A 20,592-nucleotide genomic window follows, 5' to 3' on the forward strand; every position below is an offset into this window, starting at 1 on the left:
CCCTACCTCACACCGGCCGACCCCCGAGCACAGCGCTCAGGAAGCCCCACCACACCCCCTCATCAGATCCCACACGCCACATCAACATTCGGCGCCGCGGCGGTGAGACGGTGTACGGCGAATCCGGCGCCGCCGTACGGCGGCTCCCCGGCCACGGCCTCTGCACTTCCCTCCCCCGCCACGCCCCGGACCTGCCGCCGCACCGCCTCGGGAAGCCCCCGGCCTCCCCACCCACCATGCTCAACATTCGGCGCCGCGGCGGTGAGACGGTGTACGGCGAATCCGGCGCCGCCGTACGGCGGCTCCCCGGCCAAGGCCTCTGCACTTCCCTCCCCACTTGCCTTACCGCTTATCGGCACCATGTCTCCGGGTTCGGCGAATCCGGTCGTCCTACGGTGGCCACCTCCCAGGCCTTGGGAACGGCCAGTGAGGCCGTATACATCGCCGATGTAGAAAATCTCCTTCATTCCGCGCCCATCGAGCATTTCACGGCCCGCCTTTCCGCCTTCCGCTACGCGTCCGGAACGCTCGACGGTCAACCGCCGTGCAGCGGCGCCGACTTCGCCGTACGCCGTCCCGCCGACGCGGCGCCGCCCGAAGGCACCACACCGAACGGGAAGAGGGCGGCCCTCGCGGCGGCCGTACTCGCTCTTCCCCTGGCGCACGCGATCGGTCGACCCGCGGCCGTACTAGCTCTTCCCCTGGTGTACCCGATCGGTCGACCCGCGGCCGTACTCGCTCTTCCCCTGGGGTACGCGATCGGTCGACCCGGCCCCGTACCGGATGACGTCGGGCACGATGCGTCTCGGGGAGATGGAGGTCGAGTCGGGGAGAGCGGCGGAGCCGTCGCTTTAATCGCGATGGCAGCCGCCCCAAAATCCTGACATTCCCCATCACATCACCGCGCCAGCCGCCAGCGTTAGGCTCCGAGCTTCCAGCACATCCCCGATTTCCTTCCATATCCCGTTTCCGGCGGCCCGACTGGTTCACAAACGCTCCCACGGCAGCCGACCAGGGTTCACAGCGAGATCAACGACTACCGAAACCGGAATTTCCCGACACGCTCCCCCATCTGCAATATTTCGTGATTTTGTCGTGATCTTGATCCGCGAGAATGCCCAGGCCCTCGACTACGGGGAGAGGGCCACACAACGGGAGGAACCCCTCGATGAGGCGAATACTCGCCCTTGCCGCCGCCGCCCTGGTCGCCCCCGCGCTGGCCATGGCCGCGCCGGCCACCGCGCATGCGGCCCCCGGCGCGGCCAAGCCCGTGCCGTCCAACCCGGTCGACGCCCTGCGTCAGCAGTTCGGCAAGAAGACCGGTGTACACATGGACACGACCGTCGACATGCGGCTCGGCGGGGACGACCTGTTGAAGTTCCGCCAGGTCGGCTCCTTGCGCTTCGGGAAGTCCGGTGTCGACGCCTACGACCTCAAGCGCATCGTCGATCTGGGTAAGGGGAAGGACACCCTCCACCTGATCGCTCTCAACGGCAAGGCCTACATGCAGAGCCCCTTGTACGACGAGATGCTGCCCGCGGACAAGAAGTGGGTGCGCACCCCTGGGAGCAAGGCGCCGAGCACTAATGACACCATCGACATCCTGCGGCCCGCGGTGCTGAAGACCGTGCTGGCGAGCACCAAGGTCAAGCGCGCCGGAGGCACGGTCGGTGGCGCCAGGACCACGCTCTACACGGGCGCCGTCAAGGTCGGCGAACTGTCGAAAGTGTCGACCGAGATCGAGGCGATGGCCGAGGTCTTCAAGCTCAAGAAGAACGTCACCCTGCCCTGGAAGCTGTGGATCGGCGCCGACCAGCTGCCCAGGCGGTTCCAGTCGACCTTCCCCATGGGCAAGGTGCCGCACGCCGGTCGGCTGACGGTCGACGCCGACAGCCGCTACACCGCGTGGGGTGCCAAGGTCGTCATCACCGCTCCCCCGGCGGACCAGGTGATCGACGAGAAGGACCTCACCACCGACCTTCCCGAGACCACTCCGGACTTCACCAAGGTCGTGCCGAGCCTGACCGCCGGTCGGCACTGACGGCACACCACGAAACAGAGGACACCGAATTCCCATGAGGCGATTCATCGCCACCCTGACCGGGGTCGCCGCCGCGACCCTGGCCGCCCCCGCCCTCGCCGCCCCCGCGAGCGCGAACACCCAGGCCAAGCCCGCCGGCCCCCTTGCCGCGCTCACGCAGCAGCTCGTCAAGGGCCACGGTGTGAAGGTCTCCAGCCGCTTCGTCGACAGCGCGGACGGCCGGCAGATCCTCGGCTGGAGCGAGGCCGGGACGGTCGAGGTCTCTCCCTCGGGCCTCACCGCGTCCGACATCACGAGCAAGTTCACCCGTTACTGGGACCCCGAGCACGCCAGGGAGATGATGAAGCCGGCGCGCGACATCGCTTTCTGGAAGGAAAGCTACGGCTCGGGCCCCTACTACCAGCCGTCCCTCCCCGAGGGGAAGAGCTGGATCCGGTTCACCGGCAGGCACGCCATCAAGCCGGGCCCGTCGACCCTGGTCGACATCTTCGACCGCCCGCTCTACAAGGCCCTGCTCGCCACCACCTCGGTCAAGAAGCCGGGCGGGAAGGTCGGCGGCACGGCCACCACGCTGTACGAGGGCACCATCTCCTACGGCACCGTGTACAAGCTGTCGCAGAAGCTGCACCAGGTCCCCGGCTGGGAGCCCGACAGGAGCCTCGCCAAGGTGAAGGTGCACTGGAAGCTCTGGCTCGGCGGTGACCTGCTGGCCCGGCGTCTGGTCACCTCCTACGAGCAGGAGCTCGCCAAGATCACCGTCTGGAAGAGAGTGATCGACACCACCTACTCCTCCTGGGGCACCAAGGTGTCCATCACCCCGCCCCCGGCCGGCACGGTCGTGGACGAGGACGACCTCGGCACCGAGATCCCCGACAGTCGCGAGCTCACCACGGTGGTGCCGAGCGCGACCTCGCCCGGATGGACGGCAGGCGAGGGGGTCTACCGCGGATGAGAAGAGTGATCGCCTCCCTGGCCGGCGTCGCCACCGCCGCTCTGGTCGCCCCGGTGCTCGCCGCCCCGGCGAACGCCCAGGCTCAGACGGCCGCGCGGGTCAAGCCCGCCGATCCCGTCGCCGCGCTCCAGCGCCAGTTCGTCCCGAACCGCGGCGTCCAGGTCACGCACCACCTGAAGCTGACCGCCGGGAAGGACTTCATGTCCATGTCCGTGACCGGAAAGCTCGCCTTCGGCCGATCCGAGGTCACCGCGTCGGACCTGCGCCTCAAGCTCGCCGCCAAGGGAGACGCGCGGATCCTGGACGAGGAAGGACCGACGGGGCCGGTCCGCGTGATCACCATCGGCCGTGTCCAGTACGTGAGCGGGCAGGGGTTCGAGAAGTACCTTCCCGTCGGGAAGACCTGGGTGAGGTCACAGGTGACGGGCGGCAACGGCCAGAAGGCCCTGCTGTCGCCCTGGGCCGACATCACCGACCCGGCGCTGTACCGCAGGCTCCTCGCGAGCACGAAGGTGAAGAAGCCGGGCGGCACGCTCGACGGGACCGCCACCACGCTCTACGCCGGTGCGATCTCGATCGACCGGCTCCTGGGCACGCCGCCGCTCCAAGGTGTGCCATCCTCGGCCAGGCCCAAGGAGCCGAAGTTGCACTGGAAGCTCTGGCTGGGACGTGACCTGCTTCCCCGCCGGCTGTCCATCTCCGAGACGGAGAAACTGAACAGCGGGAGCATGGTCCTGTCCGGCGACTCGAAGTTCTCCGGTTGGGGCGCCAAGGTCGTCATCGCGGCTCCGCCCGCCGACGAGGTGATCGACGAGAAGGACGTGCCGAACGAGCCCGCGCTGCCGGACGTGACCTTCCCGGTCCTTCCGCAGCTGACCGGCCGCAAGAGCTAGCACCACTCACGACGGACGGGCCCGGTGAGCAGACGCTCACCGGGCCCGTTCCCGTCTGCAGGTGACCGATGTCAGAGCTTCTCGATGGGGGCGTAGACCAGCAGGAGGGTCTTCTCGCCCTCGGAACCGAAATCGACCTTGACCTTGGTCTTCTCGGCGACGCCGTCCACCGTGACCACGGTGCCGAGCCCGAACTGGTCGTGGGTGACCCGGTCGCCCGGGCTGAGGTTCGGGATCGCGCGGCCGCCGGTCTTCTTCGGCGCGGCCGCGGCGGTCGTACGGCTCTCGCGCTTGGTGGCCGCGCTCCAGGCGCTCCTGGCCGGGTCGTTACGCCAGTCGAGCAAATCGGACGGCACCTCGGCGAGGAACCGGGAGGCGGGATTGAAGGCCGGGGACCCCCAGGAGCTGCGAATGGCGGCCCGGGAGAGGTAGAGCCGCTGCTGGGCCCGGGTGATGCCGACGTAGGCCAGCCGGCGCTCCTCCTCGAGCTCACGGGGCTCGCCCAGGGAGCGCATGTGGGGGAAGACGCCGTCCTCCATGCCGGTGAGGAAGACCACGGGGAACTCCAGCCCCTTGGCCGTGTGGAGGGTCATGAGCGTGACGACGCCTTCGTGGTCCTCACCCTCGGGGATCTGGTCGGCGTCGGCCACCAGGGAGACCTGCTCCAGGAAGTCGACCAGGGTGCCGTCGGGGTTGGCCTCCTCGAACTCCTGGGCCACGGAGATGAGCTCGTTGAGGTTCTCCAGGCGGCTCTCGTCCTGCGGGTCGCCGGAGTTCTCCAGCTCGGTGCGGTAGCCCGTGCTGGTCAGCACCTCCTCGGCGAGCTCGGAGATCGGCAGTTCCTTGCCCCGCAGGTCGTCGAGCAGCGCGACGAACTCCTTGATGGCGTTCAGCGAGCGGGTCGCGAGCCCGGGGGCCTCGTCGACGCGGCGCAGCCCCTCCCAGAACGAGATGCGCTCGCGGCTCGCGAACGCCTCCACCATCGCCTCGGCCCGGTCGCCGATGCCGCGCTTGGGGACGTTGAGCACGCGCCGCAGCGAGACGGTGTCGCCGGGGTTGGCGAGCACCCGGAGGTAGGCCAGCAGGTCGCGGACCTCCTTGCGCTCGTAGAACCGCACGCCGCCGACGACCTTGTACGGCAGGCCGGTGCGGATGAAGATCTCTTCGAAGACGCGGGAGGCGGCGTTGGTGCGGTAGAAGACCGCGACCTGCCCCGGGGTCACGCCCTCGTCGTCGGACAGCCGGTCGACCTCCTGGGCGACGAACATCGCCTCGTCGTGCTCGTTGTCGGCGACATATCCCACGATCTTGGGTCCGGCGCCCTGGTCGGACCAGAGGTTCTTCGGCTTGCGGCTCTCGTTGCGCGAGATCACGGCGTTGGCGGCCGACAGGATGGTCTGGGTGGAGCGGTAGTTCTGCTCCAGGAGGATGGTGCGGGCGTCGGGGTAGTCGCGCTCGAACTCCAGGATGTTGCGGATCGTCGCGCCCCGGAAGGCGTAGATCGACTGGTCGGCGTCGCCCACCACGCACAGCTCGGCCGGCTCCACCGCGCCCTCGCGGACGAGATCGCCGTCGGCGGTGCGCACCTCAGGAAGGCCGACCAGCTCTCTGATCAGCATGTACTGCGCGTGGTTGGTGTCCTGATACTCGTCGACCATGACGTGGCGGAACCGGCGCCTGTAGTGCTCGGCCACGTCGGGGAAGAGCTGGAACAGGGCGACCGTCATCATGATCAGGTCGTCGAAGTCCATCGCGCCGGCCTCGGTGAGCCTCTGCTGGTAGAGGCGGTAGGCCTCGGCGAGCGTGCGCTCCAGGTGGGTCTGCGCCTTGCCCGCCGCCGTGTCGTAGTCGACCAGCTCGTTCTTGAGGTTGCTGACCTGGGCGGAGAACGAGCGCGGCGGGTAACGCTTCGGATCGAGGTCGAGCTCGCGGCAGACCATGGCCATCAGCCGCTGGGAGTCGGCCTGGTCGTAGATGGAGAAGCTGGAGGGGAACCCGAGCCGCTTGGCCTCCCGCCGCAGGATGCGGACGCAGGCGCTGTGGAAGGTCATCACCCACATGGCCTTGGACCGCGGGCCGATGAGCTTGTCGACCCGCTCCTTCATCTCCTTGGCGGCCTTGTTGGTGAAGGTGATCGCCATGATCTCCTGCGGCTGCACGCCACGCTCGGACAGCAGGTAGGCGATGCGGTGGGTGAGCACCCGTGTCTTGCCGGAGCCGGCACCCGCGACGATGAGCAGCGGACTGCCCTCATGGGTGACTGCGTCACGCTGCTGCGGGTTGAGCCCGTCGAGCAGGGGGTGATCAACGATGGGGTTCACGGCTCGGGTCGACACGTCCCTAGATTATGGCCGCCCACCGACAAAGGGCGCCGCTTCTGAGACCGTCCCCGCGCCCGTACGGCCCACACTTGGGGGCGATGCCACATCGCGCTGGAAATATCGGCAGAATCTTCCTTGTTCACGGCCCAGTGAACTGAGGAGGACGATCGTGACCGCACTTGACGACGCAGATATCAACACCATCCTCGTGGTGACGGCCCACCCCGACGACGTGGACTTCGGAGCGGCCGGGACCATCGCGACGTTCACCGACAAGGGTGTCCAGGTCGTGTACTGCATCGTCACGGACGGTGACGCCGGTGGATTCGACCGCGAGCTCGACCACGGCGGCATGGCGGCGCTGCGGCGCAGCGAGCAGACCGAGGCGGCCAAGCTGGTCGGTGTGAACGACGTGCGGTTCCTCGGCTACAAGGACGGCAGCGTCGAGCCGACCCTGGGCCTGCGCCGCGACATCGCCCGCGTGATCCGCCAGGTGCGTCCCGACCGGGTGATCACCTCCACTCCCGAGCGCAACTACGCCCGTATCGGGCCGAGCCACCCCGACCACCGCGCGGTCGGCGGCGCCACCCTCGACGCGGTCTACCCGGACGCGCGCAACCCGTACGCCTTCCCCGAGCTGCTCGCGGACGAGGGCCTGGAGGCGTGGACCGTCCGCGAGGTGTGGCTGACCGGCGGCCAGGCGAACAACCACTATGTCGACGTCACCGCGACCGTCGACCGCAAGCTGGCGGCCCTGCGGGCCCACGTGAGCCAGACCGCCCACATGGACACCCTCGACGACTTCGTCAAGGGCTGGCTCGCGGTGAACGCCCAGGCCGCGGGCCTGCCCGAAGGCAGCTACGCCGAGGGCTTCCAGGTGGTCGCCACCGCCTGAGGCGGCACTGAGGGAACCGGCGCCCGCCACCGGACACAGACGACATGTGACGAGCATCCTCCCCACGGACACCGAATTGTGGGCGCGTGCGGCGGACGGGGACACCGAGGCGTTCGGCGTCCTGTTCGACCGTCACGCGCCCGCGGTGTACAACCACTGCTTCCGCCGCACCGCCGACTGGTCCGAGGCCGAGGACCTGACCTCCGTGGTGTTCCTCGAGGCATGGCGGCGCCACCGGGAGCTGCGCCCGGACAGGGATTCGGCGCTCCCCTGGCTGCTCGGCGTCGCCAACAACGTCCTTCGTAACCGCAACCGGTCGCTGCGCCGCCATCGGGACGCTCTCGCGCGGCTGCCTCCGCCATCGGCCGAACCCGACCCCGCCGAGGACCTCAGCGGGCGGATCGACGACGAACGCCGCATGCGCCGCGTGCTCGCGGCGGTGAACCGGCTGTCCCGGGACGACCAGGAAGTCCTTTCGCTGTGCGTGTGGGCCGGGCTCGGCTACGAGCAGGCCGCCATCGCGCTCGACCTCCCCGTGGGCACGGTGCGCTCACGCCTGTCCCGGGCCCGGGGACGGCTCAAGAAGCTGACGGAATCCGGATCGCTCCCGGAACCCACGCCGCGCACGGGACACAGACGGGGTGAGCGCCGCCCGGCGCTCCGGACGACGGAGGAGGAACGATGACCGACCAGCTCATCCCGCAGGAACGGGACCTTCCCGCCGCCCGCCGGTCCCAGCGAAGGGCCCACCTCATGTCAGAGATCGCGCGCACGACGCAGCCGCACGCGAGCGGGACGCCCGCCCCCGCCCGTCCCTGGTACCGGCGGCCGATCGTGCCCCGACTGGCCGTCACCGCGGCCGCCGCCGTCGTGCTCACGGCGGGCGCGGTGGCGGGGACCGCCGTGTTCCGTCAGGGCGCCTCCACGGCGAACGCCGCGGTGGTCTGCTCGACGGACAAGGGAGGCGACTTCGTGGTGGCGCGCATCGTCGACCCGTACGCCGACCAGAAGCGCCTGAACGACGCCTTCCGCGCCTGCGGTTTCGACATCGAGCTCAAGCTCGTCCCGGCGTCCCCCAGCGTGGAGCGGACCATCGTCATGATGGACGGCGAGGATGGGCTTCTCACTGTGGACGACCCCTCCTGCACGACCGCGAGCGGAGGCTCCTGCCCGATCGGGCTTCGCATCAAGAAGGGCTTCCACGGTCACGCCATGGTCGTGGTGGGACGCGAGGCGCGTCCCGGCGAGCAGTACGCCTCGACCAACACCTCCACGGCGAAGGGCGAAGCCCTCGAAGGGGCCCGTGTGGACGGGATCACGGTCGCCCAGGCCGAGTCGCTCGTGCGCCGGAAGGGGCTGACGGTCGCCCGGTACAACGCCGCGTGGACCTTCGCCGACGGCAGCGGGTACGGCGCCTTCGTCCCCCGCTCGGAGGTCGGCTCGAGCTGGAAGGTGTCGAGCATCGACCCGTTCGCGCCGGGCCAGGTCATGCTGATGGTCAAACCCGAAGGGCCGATGCCGCCGGAGATCAAGAAGAAGATGGAGCAGGACCGGCAGCCGACGATGCGCGAGCCGGTGGCCACGCCGACAGGGTGACCGGCGGCCCGGCTCAGCCCAGCGAGGAGACGAACCCGAGCACGACCACCAGCGCGGCGGCCAGGGCGAACCGGGCCGCCGCCCGGCGGGTGGGGCGAGGGCCGTCGAGGAGGATCCGCGCGCCGAGCGGGACCAGCGCCACGCACAGCCCGGCCACGGCCACGATCGACAGCGGCGTCGTCCCCTTCAGGACGCCCAGCGGCAGGGCCGACATGAGCGCCAGCGCGACGCATCGCGGCGGTCCCAGCACCCGGGAGCGGAACGCCCCCACGGCCAGCACGATCCAGCCGAGCATGATCGCGAACGAGACGTACTGGAAGATGTGGAAGCCCTGGTAGGAGTCGGCGACCGCGGAGACGGCCGCATTTCTGCCCAGGGTGCCGACGAGCTCGAACGCCAGGTGGTCGACGCCGGCGTGGAACGTCCGGGCGAACAGGCCGACCAGGGTGAGGGTGCCGCCGACCGCGGCCCACCACCGTTCGGCGGCCCCGACGCGGACGGCGAGGGCGACTACCGCGGGGGCCGTCACCACGGCGCCGGCGGCGAAGGCGCTGTAGGAGAGGGTCATCAACACCGGGTACTCGTCGTAGGCGGCGAGCTGGTCGGGGAAGAAGAAGTCGAACCGGACCCGGAGGAGCACCCCGGCGAGCAGGAGAACGGGGCCGAGGACCAGCGAGGTCCCGGCGAGCCAGCGTCCCGGGAAGACATAGGGATCGTGCGGTGAGGTCATGGACGCCACGGTGCCCGACCGGGCGCGTGCGGCGAATCGGCCCGGGACGGACATCTTCGCATCGGCCCTCAGGGGACATCTCCCGCCTCAGGGGAGGCCGCCGTCAGCCCCAGGGATGATCCATCCTGGTCTGATGCGGTCCGCGACCTGGGGGGATAGCGTGTGCTCCGTGGATGAACCCGGCTTCGCGGCCCTGCAGGCAGGTCGTCTGCGCCGGGCGCACCTGCGCGTCCTCGACGCCGTCGCCGCGGTCGTCCTGGTCGCGGTGGACGTGGCCGTCGCCGGCAACATGCTCATGGACGACCCGCGGTTCGAGCTGCTGTTCCCGGTGTCCTGCCTGGTCGCGGTCGTGCTGGGCGTGGTCGTCGCGGTACGGCGGCTCGCGCCCCGGCGGGCGTACCGGATCGCGCTGGTCGTCTCGGCCGTCGCCGCCGCGTGCGGCCTGCTGTGGGATCCGTTCGCGGCGGCGGCGCTCTCGCTGTACCCGGCCGCGGCCGTCCTGCCGGCGCGGCGCTCGGCCCGCGCCCTGTGGGCGTGTGTGATCACGGCGACGGCCGCTGTCTGGATCGCGTGGGCGGTGCCGCTGGTGACGGGCCTCCCCGCCCGTCACCCGTCCGGGGCGCTGCCGGCCGCCCTCTGGACCGCCGCCGCCTGGCTGCTGCTCGGCGGCGCCTGGCTCGCCGGCCGTCTGGTGAGGGACCGCAGGTGGGACGCGGCGCGCCTGGAAGAGCAGCGGGCACGCCGGATCGTCGCCGACGAGCGGCTGCGCATCGCTCGCGAGCTGCACGATGTCGTCACCCACGGGATGGGACTGATCGCCGTCAAGGCCGGGATCGCCAACCACATCGCCGAGGCACGGCCCGGCGAGGCCCGGGACGCGCTGCGCGTCATCGAGGCCACCAGCCGCGGCGCCCTGACCGAGATGCGCCGCCTGCTTGGCGTCCTTCGCCAGGGCAGCGAACAGGACGGCGAGCTGAACGCGCCGGGATTGTCCGGGCTGGCCGAGCTGGCCGAGCACGCGGCGGGCGCGGGGGTCCGGGTCGAACTCACCGTGACGGGCGACCACGACCTGCCCGAGGCGCTGCAGCTCACCGTCTATCGCATCGTGCAGGAGGCACTCACCAACGTGGTCAAACACGCGGCCCCCACCCGGTGCCGGGCGACGATCGATGTGACTCCCTCCCAGGTGGGCATCCAGGTGACCGACGACGGGCGGGCAGGCGGCCAGGCGGCCACGGGCCTTGGCGGCCACGGGCTGATCGGCATGCGGGAACGGGTCGCGATGTACGGCGGACGGTTCACCGCGCGCTCCCGCCCCGAAGGCGGCTTCACCGTCTCGGCCACCCTGCCCCTCGCCACGGGCCCGGCCTCCGGGAGAGAAGACATATGAGCGACCCGGTCCGTGTGCTGGTCGCCGACGACCAGGCTCTGCTGCGCGGCAGCTTCCGTGCCCTCATCGAGACCGCCCCCGGCCTCACGGTCGTCGGGGAGGCCGCCACCGGCGCCGAAACCGTCGAACTCGCTCGGGCCCTGCGCCCCGACGTCGTCCTCATGGACGTGCGCATGCCGCACATGGACGGCATCGAGGCGACCCGCCAGATCAACGAGAGCGCCGAGACAGCGGGCGTACGGGTGCTCATCCTGACCATGTTCGATCTGGACGCCTACGTCTACTCGGCCCTGCGGGCGGGAGCGGCCGGCTTCCTGCTCAAGGACACCCCTCCCGCCGACCTGCTGAACGCCGTCCACGTCGTCGCGGCGGGGGAAGCCCTGCTGGCCCCCACCGTGACCCGGCGCCTCATCGCCGAGTTCGTCCGCCGGCCACACCCCGGGCGACCGCTGCCACGCCGCCTGGACGACGTCACCGACCGCGAACGCGAAGTGCTCACCCTGATCGCCCGCGGCCTGTCCAACGGCGAGATCGCCGGCCATCTGCACCTGAGCCTCGCCACGGTGAAGACCTACGTAGGCCGCCTGCTCACCAAGCTCCACGCCCGTGACCGCGCCCAGCTGGTCATCGTCGCCTACGAAGCCGGCCTGGTCGTCCCCACCACCTGAACAGGTCGTCAGACGTCTGAGGAGCTGCTAGAGTCACCGCCACCGAGGGCGATGACGAGGCGGGGGGCACGGTGGATTCATCGGCGTTGCGACGCGGACCCGTGGTGCCGCAGCTCGAGAACCTGCTGCGCGAGCGCATCCAGCAAGGCGTCTGGAAGGCCGGCGAGCGCCTGCCGAGCGAGGCGCGGCTGGCCGCCGACCTCGGGGTCGGCCGGTCGTCGGTGCGGGAGGCCATCCGCCTGCTGGCCCGCGACGGCATGGTCGACGTCCGCCATGGCATCGGCACGTTCGTGATCGCCACGGGTGGCGACGAGAGCGGTGATCTTCACGCGCTTCTCCGCCGTGCCCGCACGCTGGAGGCGTACGAAGTGCGGCGGGCCCTGGAGGTCGAGGGGGCGAGGCTGGCGGCCCAGCGGGCCCGCCCTGAGGATCTCGAACGGCTGAGGGCACGGCTGCGTGAGCGTCAGGAGCGCCTCGAAGGCGATCCTTCCGATTTCGTCGACGCCGACCTGGAGTTCCACCGCGCGGTGATGGAGCTTTCGGGCAACCCCGTCCTGGTCGCCCTGTTCGCCTCGGTCGAGCCGGTGCTGCGCGCGGCCCTGGTCGAGCTGGTCACCCACGAGACGGGCCTGCCCGACGTCTCGTGCTCCCACACCGACCTGCTCGAAGCGCTGGCCCGCGGCGACGCCGAGGCGGCGATCGCGGCCACGGTCGAGAACCTCGAGATCACCATGGCCTTCGTACGAGCGAAGCCCGCCGGCGCGCCCCTCCATCCCACCGGAGGCGGCGACCGGCCGGCGGCCGACGCCCACCCCCGTTCCCCGGCGACCGTCGACCGGAGCCTCGACCAGACTGGAAACAGCGCACGATGATCATCTCCCGTCCGTCCGACAACGGCCCCGTGCTGCGGGTGAGCGACGTCGACGTCGTCCGCGGCGGCGCCCACCTGCTGCAGTCGGTCTCGCTCACCGTGCACCCGGGCGAGCACTGGGCCCTGCTCGGCGCCAACGGCGCCGGGAAGAGCACGCTGCTCAACCTCCTCGGCGCCGTCAACCACCCCACCCGCGGGGTCGTCGAGGTCCTCGGACGCACGATGGGCAGGGTCGACGTACGCGAGCTGCGGTCGTACGTCGGGCACGTCGACCCGCGTCACGCCCCCGACGAGCCGCTGCGCGTGCGCGAGGTGGTCCTGACGGGTCTGACGAACACCTCCGCGCTCGTGCCCCGCTGGGCGCCGACGGCGGAGCAGTCCGAGCAGGCCGACAGGCTGATCGGCATGCTGGGCATGAGCGCCAGGAGCGACGCGCGCTGGCCCACCCTCTCGCAGGGGGAGCGCGGCCGCACGCTCATCGCCAGGGCCCTCATGCCACAGCCTCGCCTGCTGCTCCTGGACGAGCCCGCCACCGGCCTCGACCTCGCCGCCCGCGAGCGGCTCCTCAGCAGCATCGACGCGCTCCGCTACGAGTACCCCTCGCTGGCCACGGTCCTGGTGACCCATCACCTCGAAGAACTGCCCGCGGGCACCACCCACGCGATGCTGCTGCGTGAGGGCCGCTGCCTGGCGTCAGGGCCCGTCGACGACGTGCTGACCACCGACCACGTCAGCAAGTGCTTCGACCACCCCGTCCGCATCACCCGCACGGACGGCCGCTGGGCGGCCCGCGCCGACCGCGCCATCCCCTCCGGCATCCGGTGAGCCGGCTCCGGCGGCCGCTCGGCGGGCCACCGCTCCTCGGACCGGGCCTCCGGTGAACCGGCCGTGGTTCCTCAGCGCCCGCGGTCCAGGCGGCGGGCGGCGCGGGCGGCCAGGTAGCCGAAGGAGTTGGTGGCGAGGTGCAGCAGCGATGGCGCCAGCAGTCCCCCACGCCCTCGCAACCACGAGAAGAACACCCCGGCCACCCCGGTGAAGACCACCGAGCCGACGACGACCCGCACCACACCGGCAGCCGCCGTGCGGTCCTCCCCACCGGCGAGGTCGCCGAGGGCCGGGGCGGCGCCGGCGAGGTCGCTGAGGGCCGGGTTGGCGCGGGCCATGTCGAGTGACGGGAGGACGTGCCAGAGCCCGAAGAGGGCCGCGGAGCCCGGGACGGCCGCGGCGGGCCCGTACGACCGGCGCAGCGCGGCGGGCAGCACTCCGCGGAAGGCGACCTCCTCCAGCAGCACCGTGCCCAGCGGCACCTGGACGAGGACCTCCTCCAGCAGGCGGGCGCGCGAGAGTCCGAGCGCCCGCTCGTCCCTGAAGAACCGGCGGGTCGCGGGCAGCAGGACCCCTCCGGTGTAGACGGCCGCCACGGCGCCCGCCAGCGCTCCCCCCGCCCTGGCACCGCGGTCGGCGTCGGCGAAACCGATCTCCTTCCACGACAACCCCGAACGCCGGGCGAGGAGCACCAGCGCGCCGGCCGTCACGGTGGAGGTCAGCGGGGCGAGGCGTCGGGCGAGACGGTTGTTCAGCACGTTGGCCGCCCCGAGCGCGGCGAGGGCCGGCAGCAGGAGGCGGGACGCGGGAACGGCGGGGGCATTCTCGGTCGTCATGAGGCGGCTCGTCGCCTCCAGCCAGGGGGGAATCTGAGACGTCGGCGCTCGGCCGTCGTGAGGCCGCCCCAGATGCCTTCGGGCTCCCCGGCCCGTACGGCGTAGGACAGGCACTCCTCGATCACTGTGCAGGTCGCGCAGATCGTCTTCGCCCGCGCCTCCTGCTCGGGAAGCGGGGTGTCCGGGAAGAACAACTCCGGATCGGACGTTCGGCAGGATCCCCGAGAGGCCCAGCCCGCCTCGGGAACGGTCTTCGCACTCATCACCACCTCCTGGCCAGGATCGTGCGCCGACACGGCCAGGCTACGGACCGCCGCCCACGGGCACATCCATCTCGGGGCGTAGACGGAACGAGTCACACCTCCACTCGCCGGCGTACATGGCGACCCAGGCTTCAGATGATCAGGTCTTCGCCCTGCTTGGGGGTGAGGACCTCGTACGCCTCCTCCGAGGCCGCGTCGAGATATCGGGACAGTTCATCCGGCTGAGTGGTGTAGAAGCCGTCGATGTGGAATCCGTCGTAGTGCATGGGCACCGCGACCCGGGCCCCCAGCAACCGCGCGGCGACGGCCGCGTGCTCGGCATCGAGCGAGGCTGGGTACGGGCTCGGCGGCTGGCAGTGAGGAAAGCAGACGGTCGGCCCGTTGATGGGCGTCAGCACGGCGTCGAACGGTCCGTACCGGCGGGCGGCGCGCCACCAGTAGCCGTGGAACATGGTGTCCCCGAGGTGGATCACACGCTTGCCTCCGGCCTCGACCGCCCATGACACCTGCGGGTCGCCGAGGGTGTCGACGGCCGGGACGGCCGCGATCGAGAACGGCCCGATCGTGGTGGTCTCCCACGGTGCCATCGGCAGCCGGGGCAGCTTCCACTCGTCGAGTTCACCGTCGGCCTTGAGTGTCCACAGGTTCTCGTGGTCATCGCCGCCGAAGGACGCGGGATGCAGAACTTTTCCGCCGGGGCGCAGCGCCCGGGCGAGGGCGGCGGCGTCGGTGTGGTCCCGGTGCAGGTGCGTGCAGAGCCCGGCGAGCACGCTGCCCTCGGTGTGCGGCGGGGTGACCTTCGGCATGGGTGCCGAGAGCGGGGTGTCCGCCAGGACGCCCTCGGGTCCGCCGAGCAGGTCGATGACCAGGCTCTCCCCCTGTGATTCAAGTTCCACGCCCGCCCATCCCAGCCATCGGATACGCATCTGATCCCTCTCCTTTTGGCGTACGTTCGTTCGCTAAAACTTAGCACACGATCGTTCGCTAAACTCTGTGGGCATGAGGAGATCTGCCAGCGAGGCCCGGCGAACCCGCGACCACATCGTCAGCACCGGCGTGACCCATGCCTCCAGCGCGGGGCTGTCCGGCCTGACCATAGGTGTGCTGGCCGAGACACTCGGCATGAGCAAGGCCGGGGTGGTCGGCCCCTTCGGTTCCCGGGCCGATTTGCAGGCCGCGGTCCTGGCCAAGGCGGTGAACATGTTCACCCAGGCGGTCGTGGAGCCGAGTCTGACGGCGGACCCGGGCCTGGCGCGACTGCGCGTCGTGATCGATTCGTGGTGCGGCTACCTCGCCGACAGCCCGTTCCCCAACGGCTGTTTCGTCACGGCGGCGTCCTGCGAACTGGACGGGCAACCGGGCGAGCTACGCACCTACCTTCGCGACAAGGTGACCCACTGGCGGGACTTCCTGCGCGAGCAGATCGTGACGGCGCAGACCGCGGGCGACATCAGCACCCGGCTCGACGCGACGGACCTCGTCTCGGTTCTCACGGGAATCGCCATGTCCGCCAACCAGGAGATCCAGTTGCTCGGTGACGACACGGCGGCGGCACGTGCCCGACGTCTCATGGGTGCGGTCATCGGCGAGAAAGAGGGATCGACGACATCGAAGACGGCCTGACGGTCCGCGAGGTGCGGTCCGCCGGAAGGCGGCCGGTGACAGCGTGCCGGCGCGGTGGGTCAGCAGGCGTCGACGCCCTGGGTGAAGCCCTTGGTGAAGGATTGCTGGCGTTGGGCGGGGGTGCCGTGGGCGTCCTCTCGCATCCAGTTGTCGTCGGGGTCGCCGGCCGCGGCGAGGTTGTCGAGCAGTTCCTCGTCGTCCCCCGGGTCGGCCTGCAACCGGCCGGCGTCGATGATGCCCTTCAGGGCGCCGCCGGCGTAGCAGTCGGCCTGCAGTTCGCGTTCGACGTTGAAGCTGAAGTCGCTCCTCAGCTGCGCCTGGATGGAGTGTCCGATCTCGTGCGGAATGATCACGTAGACCGCACCGTCGCCCAGTTGCTTCCACAGCGACCGCATCCACGTCTGGTCGTAGGCGACGAAGTTGCCTATCGGGCAGTAGAAGGCGTTCTGCGGCAGGGCCGGCCGGCCGCCGCAGGACGGGCCGTTCCTGCCCGAGTAGGCCACGAACCTCTCCAGCGGCCGGTAGGTCTTCCCCGCGGCCTGGAACCTGTCCTGCCAGAACTCCTCGGTCAGGGTGCGCGCGAGCTGGACGTCCTCCTCGAACTTCGTCCCGAAGGCGGTGGTGCTCCGCGGGGCGGCCCCGGTCTGCTGGGGCGCGGCCTGGGGCTGGACGGCGGCGGCCGGACGGCTCGGCAGCGTCAGCTGGTCCTTCCAGTACTCCACGGACGAGCAGCCCGTGGCGACCAGGGACACGAGCACGGCCATGAGGATGACGGGCGCCACTGCGCGATGGGTCATATGCCCAATCTTGACCGAACCGTGACCCTCGCGCGGGCGAATTCAGACGAGACGTCGGGCCGTAGCCCAGCGCGACAGCTCGTGCCGGTTGGAGAGCTGAAGTTTGCGCAGCACAGAGGACACGTGCGTCTCGACGGTCTTCACGGAGATGAAAAGCTCCTTGGCGATCTCCTTGTAGGCGTACCCGCGGGCGATCAGCCGCAGCACCTCGCGCTCGCGGGAGGTGAGCGAGTCGAGCTCGGGGTCGATGGACGGCGCCTCGGTGGAGGCGAAGGCGTCCAGGACGAACCCGGCCAGACGCGGCGAGAACACCGCGTCGCCCTCCGAGACGCGGACGATCGCGTCGGTGAGCTCCCTCCCGCTGATCGTCTTGGTGACGTAGCCGCGGGCGCCGCCCCGGATGACGCCGATGACGTCCTCGGCCGCGTCGGAGACCGAAAGGGCCAGGAAGCGCACCTGCGCGCCCGCCCCGAGCACCCGGCGCAGCACCTCCTGCCCGCCGCCCCCCGGCATGTGGACGTCGAGCAGGACGACGTCCGGCTTCAGGGACTCGATCGACGCGACCGCCGACTCGACGTCCTCGGCCTCGCCGATCACCTCGATCTCGGGTCCCAGCTCGGCGCGCACCCCCGAACGGAAGAGGCGGTGGTCGTCCACGATCAGCACCTTGACCATGTTCACGGCTCCCTCACTCGGCGGGTCGGCTCGTGGATCACGCTTGCTCCCGCTTCATTGTCAACATCACTTCGGTTCCCTCGCCCGGGCCCGTCTTGACCCGTGCCGTGCCGCCGTGGCGCTCCATCCGTCCGATGATCGACTGGCGGATGCCCATGCGGTCGTCGGGCACCTCCTCCATGGAGAAGCCCTTGCCGCGATCCCGGACGAATATGGTCACCTCCTCCGGCTCCGCTTCGGCGTAGACGGAGATGACGGACGCCTCAGAGTATTTCGCCGCGTTGACCATCGCCTGCCGGGCCGCCTGCAACATGGCCCGCAGCCGGTCGTCCAGCTCGCAGTCGCCGACGCAGACGATCTCGATGGGGACGCCGTGCTCGTCCTCGATCTCGGCCGCCACCCGCCGTACGGCCGCCGCGATCGTGGCGTCGGCGTCGGCCTTGGGCTGGTACAGCCAGTTGCGCAGCTCGCGCTCCTGCGAGCGGGCCAGGCGCGTCACCTCGAACGGGTCCTGCGCGTTGCGCTGGATCAGGGTGAGCGTGTGCAGCACCGAGTCGTGCACGTGCGCCGCCATCTCGGCCCGTTCCTCCTGGCGGATGCGCTCGGTGCGCTCCCGCTGGAGCTCCTTCCACAGGCCGGTGAGCCACGGGGCCGCGATCAGCGCGATGCCGCCGACCACGACGGCGGTGAACACCAGCCCCGGGACGGCCTCGGCGAGCTTGCCCTGGGCGGCGAGGAAGCCGATCGCGCCGATCACCACGAGGAGCGTGCCGGCGCCGGTGCGCACCCACGAGCGCCTCACCTGGCGCACCGCGTCGGTCATCCAGCGCTGGCGGCGGTCGATGCTGGCCTGCTGCCACAGGATGAGGCTGCCGATGCCCACCACGGCGATCGACCAGGTGCCGATGCCGCCGGTGGAGGCGCCGGTGAGCCAGCCGAACGCGGTCAGCGCCATGCCGAGCACGGCGTACGCGGCCACCTGGCCCCAGTCGCGGCCCGGCGGCTCTCCTTCGTACTGCTCGCGCGAAGTGAACATCCACAGGGCGGCGTACGCGAGGACGCCCAGCCCGTCGAGGACACTGAGCAGCACGAACGCCAGCCGCAGCACGACCGGGTCGAGCTTCAGCTGGGCGGCGGCGCCTTGGGCGACACCCGCGACGAGCCGGCCGCGCATGGGCCGGACCATCCGGGGATGAGCCTCGGGAAGTGTGGGGTTCTCAGACATCTCCGCAGCATCGTCACATGTGGCAGGGGCGGCACGCATCAGGGCGCTCCCTGACTCCTGCCCTGAGGGCTCCGGGACGAGTCAGGGGTGTCCCGGATGGTGACCGGAACCCCTGACCGGCCACCATGGACCCATGACCGAGGCAGGAAGTCCCGATACGACGCTCGAGCCGGGTGACTTCGCACCCGTCAGCGAGGAGCGCGTGCTCCAGCGTAGCGACGAGGGACGAATGCTCACAGGCGTGTGCGCAGGGCTCGGCCGCTACACCGGCATGGACCCGGTCATCTTCCGGGTGGGCTTCGCGGTGCTGGTCGTGGGCTCGGGTATCGGCATCATGCTGTACGTCGCGGCGTTCCTGCTGATGAGGAACACCCAGGGCGGCCCGGGATACGCCGAGCAGTGGAGCCGCAGGGTCTTCGACACCGAGACCGTGATGGCGCTCCTGGCCGCGATCTTCGCCTTCGGCCTGATCATCAACCTGGCGGCCGACGGCATCAGCACCTCGACGGTGGTGGTGGGCACACTGCTCGCGATCGCCCTGCTGGCCGCGCACGCCCGCGGCGTCGACCTGCTGGCGCTCGTCAAGAGCATGCCGGAGCGGGTCAAGGGGAAGCGCGGCACCCGGCCGGTGCCGGAGCACTGGACGGCCTTCCCGTCCGCCACGCGGGCGTTCTCCCACGCTCCGGGCACCCCTGGGGGCACGCCCGCGGCTTCCGCCTTCACCACCGCCGCCGCGCCGTCGGCGCCGCCGTTCGCGTCCGACGCGCCGCCGGCCACGACCTCGGCGTTCGACGCTCATCCGTCCGACGCGCCGCCGGCCACCACCTCGGCGTTCGACGCCCCTCCATCCGACGCGCCTGCGGAGGCACCGTCCGACGCGCCGTCTGCGTCCGAGGCGCCCCCGGGCGACCGTATCTTCGGGACTTCGGCGGCCGCCGGCCGGTCCCCCGCTGCCGAGCAGCTCTACCGGCGGCTGTCGGACCTCGCCAAGGAGGCGCGCGCCGCGGCCACGGCGGCGGCCGGCCCCGGGGCGGCGCCCCCGCCCGCCCCCGGCTACCGGCAGACGCCGCGGCCCGGGGGGTTCGACTCCTCCGGCGAGCCGTTCGCACCGCACGGCCCGTACAGCCCGCGCCGGCCGTACGAGCCCGACGACTGGGAGTACGGCCGGCGGCCCAGCGCCGCGGCCGCGCGGCCGCCCCGCCCGAAGCGGCCGAAGTCGTTCACCGGCGCAATCACCGTGTTCGTCGCGTTCCTGGTCGGAGGGATCATGGTTGCCACGCAGTCGCCGTCCGCCCAGACGGTCAACCTGCCGTTGATCGGCGGGGCCGTGCTCATCACGATCGGCGCGGGCCTGCTCGTCGCGACCTGGTTCGGCAGGGGCGCCGGGCTGGTGGCGACCGGAACCATCGTCTCTCTTCTGCTAGTGGCGGGATCGACCGTGAACGGAATTCCGAAGAAGATCGGCAGCTACACCTGGGAGCCCGTGGACAGCTCCGTGGCCGTCCGCACGTACTCGGTGGGCATCGGCGACGGAACGCTCGACCTGCGGGACACCAAGTTCCTCCCCGGCTCCCGAACCAGGTTCGACGCCTCGGTGTCGATGGGCGAGCTGAAGATCATCGTGCCGTCCTACGCCCGGGTGGAGGTGTTCGGCTACGCCAGACTGGGGGACGTCAAGATCGAGCACGCCGTGCAGGGCGGCACCGACGTCCACCACGACAAGGTGCTGGAGCCCGCGGTGAGCGGCACCGGCGCCGTCCCGGTCATCGAACTGCACGTGAAGGCCGGCATCGGGGACGTCGAGGTGCGCCGTGCGGCATAGAACGGACGTGTTCTCGCTGCTCGCGGGCCTGTTGTTCGTGGGCATCGGCATCCGCTACCTGACCCCGCCGCAACCCGACACGCTGATCATGGGGATGATCCTCGTCTTCGGGCTCGGGTTCGCCGGCTTCGTCGGCATCATCGCCAAGGCGTTGCGCAGACGCTGACTC

The 20,592-nt window shown here is 70.7% G+C and carries 21 protein-coding genes; 13 read left to right on the top strand and 8 right to left on the bottom strand.

Annotation, left to right across the window (positions count from 1 at the left end):
- Nucleotides 1-1,168 precede the first annotated feature (1,168 nt).
- The 3 genes from KIK05_RS02715 to KIK05_RS02725 are packed head-to-tail and all read left to right on the top strand — an operon-like array spanning nucleotide 1,169 to nucleotide 3,886.
- Nucleotides 1,169-2,041 (top strand): SCO4651 family lipoprotein, encoded by an 873-nt coding sequence (locus KIK05_RS02715; RefSeq protein WP_214408880.1) that lies wholly within the window; start codon nucleotides 1,169-1,171, stop codon nucleotides 2,039-2,041.
- A 34-nt stretch (nucleotides 2,042-2,075) separates the two neighbouring features.
- Nucleotides 2,076-2,993, top strand: coding sequence for a hypothetical protein (locus KIK05_RS02720; RefSeq protein ID WP_214408881.1), 918 nt, complete (start codon nucleotides 2,076-2,078; stop codon nucleotides 2,991-2,993).
- Nucleotides 2,990-3,886 (top strand): hypothetical protein, encoded by an 897-nt coding sequence (locus tag KIK05_RS02725; RefSeq protein WP_214408882.1) that lies wholly within the window; start codon nucleotides 2,990-2,992, stop codon nucleotides 3,884-3,886. Before KIK05_RS02720 ends, KIK05_RS02725 begins: the two co-directional genes overlap by 4 nt.
- A 71-nt stretch (nucleotides 3,887-3,957) precedes the next feature.
- Here the strand turns inward: KIK05_RS02725 and pcrA are convergent, their stop codons facing one another.
- Nucleotides 3,958-6,198, bottom strand: coding sequence for a DNA helicase PcrA (gene pcrA, locus KIK05_RS02730; protein WP_372455563.1), 2,241 nt, complete (start codon nucleotides 6,196-6,198; stop codon nucleotides 3,958-3,960).
- A gap of 175 nt (nucleotides 6,199-6,373) precedes the next feature.
- Here pcrA and KIK05_RS02735 point away from each other — a divergent pair, with 175 nt between their 5' ends.
- From KIK05_RS02735 to KIK05_RS02745, 3 genes are read left to right on the top strand one after another with little or no spacing between them, the layout of a single operon-like run.
- The gene (locus KIK05_RS02735; protein ID WP_308249708.1) at nucleotides 6,374-7,102 is read left to right on the top strand and encodes a PIG-L deacetylase family protein; all 729 of its coding nucleotides are present in this window, start codon (nucleotides 6,374-6,376) and stop codon (nucleotides 7,100-7,102) included.
- A gap of 46 nt (nucleotides 7,103-7,148) precedes the next feature.
- Nucleotides 7,149-7,787, top strand: a complete 639-nt coding sequence (locus KIK05_RS02740) for an RNA polymerase sigma factor (protein WP_308249706.1) — start codon at nucleotides 7,149-7,151, stop codon at nucleotides 7,785-7,787.
- On the top strand, nucleotides 7,784-8,698 hold the full coding sequence (locus KIK05_RS02745; protein ID WP_214408884.1) for a hypothetical protein: 915 nt from the start codon (nucleotides 7,784-7,786) through the stop codon (nucleotides 8,696-8,698). The genes KIK05_RS02740 and KIK05_RS02745 overlap by 4 nt, the downstream gene beginning before the upstream one ends.
- Before the next feature lie 13 nt (nucleotides 8,699-8,711).
- Here KIK05_RS02745 and KIK05_RS02750 read toward each other — a convergent pair whose 3' ends face one another.
- Nucleotides 8,712-9,428, bottom strand: coding sequence for a hypothetical protein (locus KIK05_RS02750; RefSeq protein ID WP_214408885.1), 717 nt, complete (start codon nucleotides 9,426-9,428; stop codon nucleotides 8,712-8,714).
- A 169-nt stretch (nucleotides 9,429-9,597) separates the two neighbouring features.
- Between KIK05_RS02750 and KIK05_RS47910 the strand changes: the two genes are divergently transcribed.
- The 4 genes from KIK05_RS47910 (at nucleotide 9,598) to KIK05_RS02770 (ending at nucleotide 13,182) form a co-directional block, all read left to right on the top strand.
- Nucleotides 9,598-10,818 (top strand): sensor histidine kinase, encoded by a 1,221-nt coding sequence (locus KIK05_RS47910; protein ID WP_214408886.1) that lies wholly within the window; start codon nucleotides 9,598-9,600, stop codon nucleotides 10,816-10,818.
- On the top strand, nucleotides 10,815-11,486 hold the full coding sequence (locus KIK05_RS02760) for a response regulator (protein WP_214408887.1): 672 nt from the start codon (nucleotides 10,815-10,817) through the stop codon (nucleotides 11,484-11,486). Before KIK05_RS47910 ends, KIK05_RS02760 begins: the two co-directional genes overlap by 4 nt.
- A gap of 104 nt (nucleotides 11,487-11,590) precedes the next feature.
- Nucleotides 11,591-12,358: a FadR/GntR family transcriptional regulator gene (locus KIK05_RS02765; RefSeq protein ID WP_214408888.1), complete on the top strand. Its 768-nt coding sequence runs from the start codon at nucleotides 11,591-11,593 to the stop codon at nucleotides 12,356-12,358.
- Complete coding sequence (locus KIK05_RS02770; RefSeq protein ID WP_214408889.1) at nucleotides 12,355-13,182, top strand: ABC transporter ATP-binding protein; 828 nt, start codon at nucleotides 12,355-12,357, stop codon at nucleotides 13,180-13,182. The genes KIK05_RS02765 and KIK05_RS02770 overlap by 4 nt, the downstream gene beginning before the upstream one ends.
- A 71-nt stretch (nucleotides 13,183-13,253) precedes the next feature.
- Here the strand turns inward: KIK05_RS02770 and KIK05_RS02775 are convergent, their stop codons facing one another.
- From KIK05_RS02775 to KIK05_RS02785, 3 genes are all read right to left on the bottom strand, one after another.
- Nucleotides 13,254-14,018, bottom strand: coding sequence for a CPBP family intramembrane glutamic endopeptidase (locus KIK05_RS02775; RefSeq protein ID WP_214408890.1), 765 nt, complete (start codon nucleotides 14,016-14,018; stop codon nucleotides 13,254-13,256).
- Nucleotides 14,015-14,281 (bottom strand): WhiB family transcriptional regulator, encoded by a 267-nt coding sequence (locus KIK05_RS02780; RefSeq protein ID WP_214408891.1) that lies wholly within the window; start codon nucleotides 14,279-14,281, stop codon nucleotides 14,015-14,017. Before KIK05_RS02780 ends, KIK05_RS02775 begins: the two co-directional genes overlap by 4 nt.
- A gap of 131 nt (nucleotides 14,282-14,412) precedes the next feature.
- On the bottom strand, nucleotides 14,413-15,207 hold the full coding sequence (locus KIK05_RS02785; protein ID WP_214408892.1) for an MBL fold metallo-hydrolase: 795 nt from the start codon (nucleotides 15,205-15,207) through the stop codon (nucleotides 14,413-14,415).
- A gap of 73 nt (nucleotides 15,208-15,280) precedes the next feature.
- On the opposite strand from KIK05_RS02785, the gene KIK05_RS02790 reads away from it, so the two are divergent.
- Entirely contained in the window at nucleotides 15,281-15,904 is a 624-nt protein-coding gene (locus tag KIK05_RS02790; protein WP_214408893.1) for a TetR/AcrR family transcriptional regulator, read from the top strand.
- Nucleotides 15,905-15,963: 59 nt separating this feature from the next.
- Here the strand turns inward: KIK05_RS02790 and KIK05_RS02795 are convergent, their stop codons facing one another.
- From KIK05_RS02795 to KIK05_RS02805, 3 genes are read right to left on the bottom strand one after another with little or no spacing between them, the layout of a single operon-like run.
- Nucleotides 15,964-16,701 (bottom strand): neutral zinc metallopeptidase, encoded by a 738-nt coding sequence (locus tag KIK05_RS02795; RefSeq protein ID WP_250562100.1) that lies wholly within the window; start codon nucleotides 16,699-16,701, stop codon nucleotides 15,964-15,966.
- Nucleotides 16,702-16,743: 42 nt separating this feature from the next.
- Nucleotides 16,744-17,376 carry a response regulator gene (locus KIK05_RS02800; protein ID WP_214408946.1) on the bottom strand — a complete coding sequence of 211 codons (633 nt, stop codon included), beginning with the start codon at nucleotides 17,374-17,376 and terminating at the stop codon, nucleotides 16,744-16,746.
- Between the two features lie 37 nt (nucleotides 17,377-17,413).
- Complete coding sequence (locus KIK05_RS02805) at nucleotides 17,414-18,601, bottom strand: PspC domain-containing protein (RefSeq protein ID WP_214408894.1); 1,188 nt, start codon at nucleotides 18,599-18,601, stop codon at nucleotides 17,414-17,416.
- Between the two features lie 133 nt (nucleotides 18,602-18,734).
- On the opposite strand from KIK05_RS02805, the gene KIK05_RS02810 reads away from it, so the two are divergent.
- Together KIK05_RS02810 and KIK05_RS02815 are read left to right on the top strand one after the other, a co-directional pair.
- On the top strand, nucleotides 18,735-20,423 hold the full coding sequence (locus tag KIK05_RS02810; protein ID WP_214408895.1) for a PspC domain-containing protein: 1,689 nt from the start codon (nucleotides 18,735-18,737) through the stop codon (nucleotides 20,421-20,423).
- The gene (locus KIK05_RS02815) at nucleotides 20,413-20,589 is read left to right on the top strand and encodes a hypothetical protein (RefSeq protein WP_214408896.1); all 177 of its coding nucleotides are present in this window, start codon (nucleotides 20,413-20,415) and stop codon (nucleotides 20,587-20,589) included. The genes KIK05_RS02810 and KIK05_RS02815 overlap by 11 nt, the downstream gene beginning before the upstream one ends.
- Nucleotides 20,590-20,592 lie beyond the last annotated feature (3 nt).

The sequence above is a fragment of the Sphaerisporangium fuscum genome, from assembly GCF_018531465.1.
Lineage (GTDB): Bacteria > Actinomycetota > Actinomycetes > Streptosporangiales > Streptosporangiaceae > Sphaerisporangium > Sphaerisporangium fuscum.

Excerpts from the sequence above, each read along its gene's own strand:
- KIK05_RS02810 (WP_214408895.1), top strand. The coding sequence starts at position 18,735 with ATGACCGAGGCAGGAAGTCCCGATACGACGCTCGAGCCGGGTGACTTC.
- KIK05_RS02725 (WP_214408882.1), top strand. The coding sequence starts at position 2,990 with ATGAGAAGAGTGATCGCCTCCCTGGCCGGCGTCGCCACCGCCGCTCTG.
- KIK05_RS02760 (WP_214408887.1), top strand. The coding sequence starts at position 10,815 with ATGAGCGACCCGGTCCGTGTGCTGGTCGCCGACGACCAGGCTCTGCTG.
- KIK05_RS02775 (WP_214408890.1), bottom strand. The coding sequence starts at position 14,018 with ATGACGACCGAGAATGCCCCCGCCGTTCCCGCGTCCCGCCTCCTGCTG.
- KIK05_RS02785 (WP_214408892.1), bottom strand. The coding sequence starts at position 15,207 with ATGCGTATCCGATGGCTGGGATGGGCGGGCGTGGAACTTGAATCACAG.
- KIK05_RS02720 (WP_214408881.1), top strand. The coding sequence starts at position 2,076 with ATGAGGCGATTCATCGCCACCCTGACCGGGGTCGCCGCCGCGACCCTG.
- KIK05_RS02715 (WP_214408880.1), top strand. The coding sequence starts at position 1,169 with ATGAGGCGAATACTCGCCCTTGCCGCCGCCGCCCTGGTCGCCCCCGCG.
- KIK05_RS02750 (WP_214408885.1), bottom strand. The coding sequence starts at position 9,428 with ATGACCTCACCGCACGATCCCTATGTCTTCCCGGGACGCTGGCTCGCC.
- KIK05_RS02745 (WP_214408884.1), top strand. The coding sequence starts at position 7,784 with ATGACCGACCAGCTCATCCCGCAGGAACGGGACCTTCCCGCCGCCCGC.
- KIK05_RS02795 (WP_250562100.1), bottom strand. The coding sequence starts at position 16,701 with ATGACCCATCGCGCAGTGGCGCCCGTCATCCTCATGGCCGTGCTCGTG.
- KIK05_RS02780 (WP_214408891.1), bottom strand. The coding sequence starts at position 14,281 with ATGAGTGCGAAGACCGTTCCCGAGGCGGGCTGGGCCTCTCGGGGATCC.
- KIK05_RS02800 (WP_214408946.1), bottom strand. The coding sequence starts at position 17,376 with ATGGTCAAGGTGCTGATCGTGGACGACCACCGCCTCTTCCGTTCGGGG.
- KIK05_RS02790 (WP_214408893.1), top strand. The coding sequence starts at position 15,281 with ATGAGGAGATCTGCCAGCGAGGCCCGGCGAACCCGCGACCACATCGTC.
- KIK05_RS02770 (WP_214408889.1), top strand. The coding sequence starts at position 12,355 with ATGATCATCTCCCGTCCGTCCGACAACGGCCCCGTGCTGCGGGTGAGC.
- KIK05_RS02805 (WP_214408894.1), bottom strand. The coding sequence starts at position 18,601 with ATGTCTGAGAACCCCACACTTCCCGAGGCTCATCCCCGGATGGTCCGG.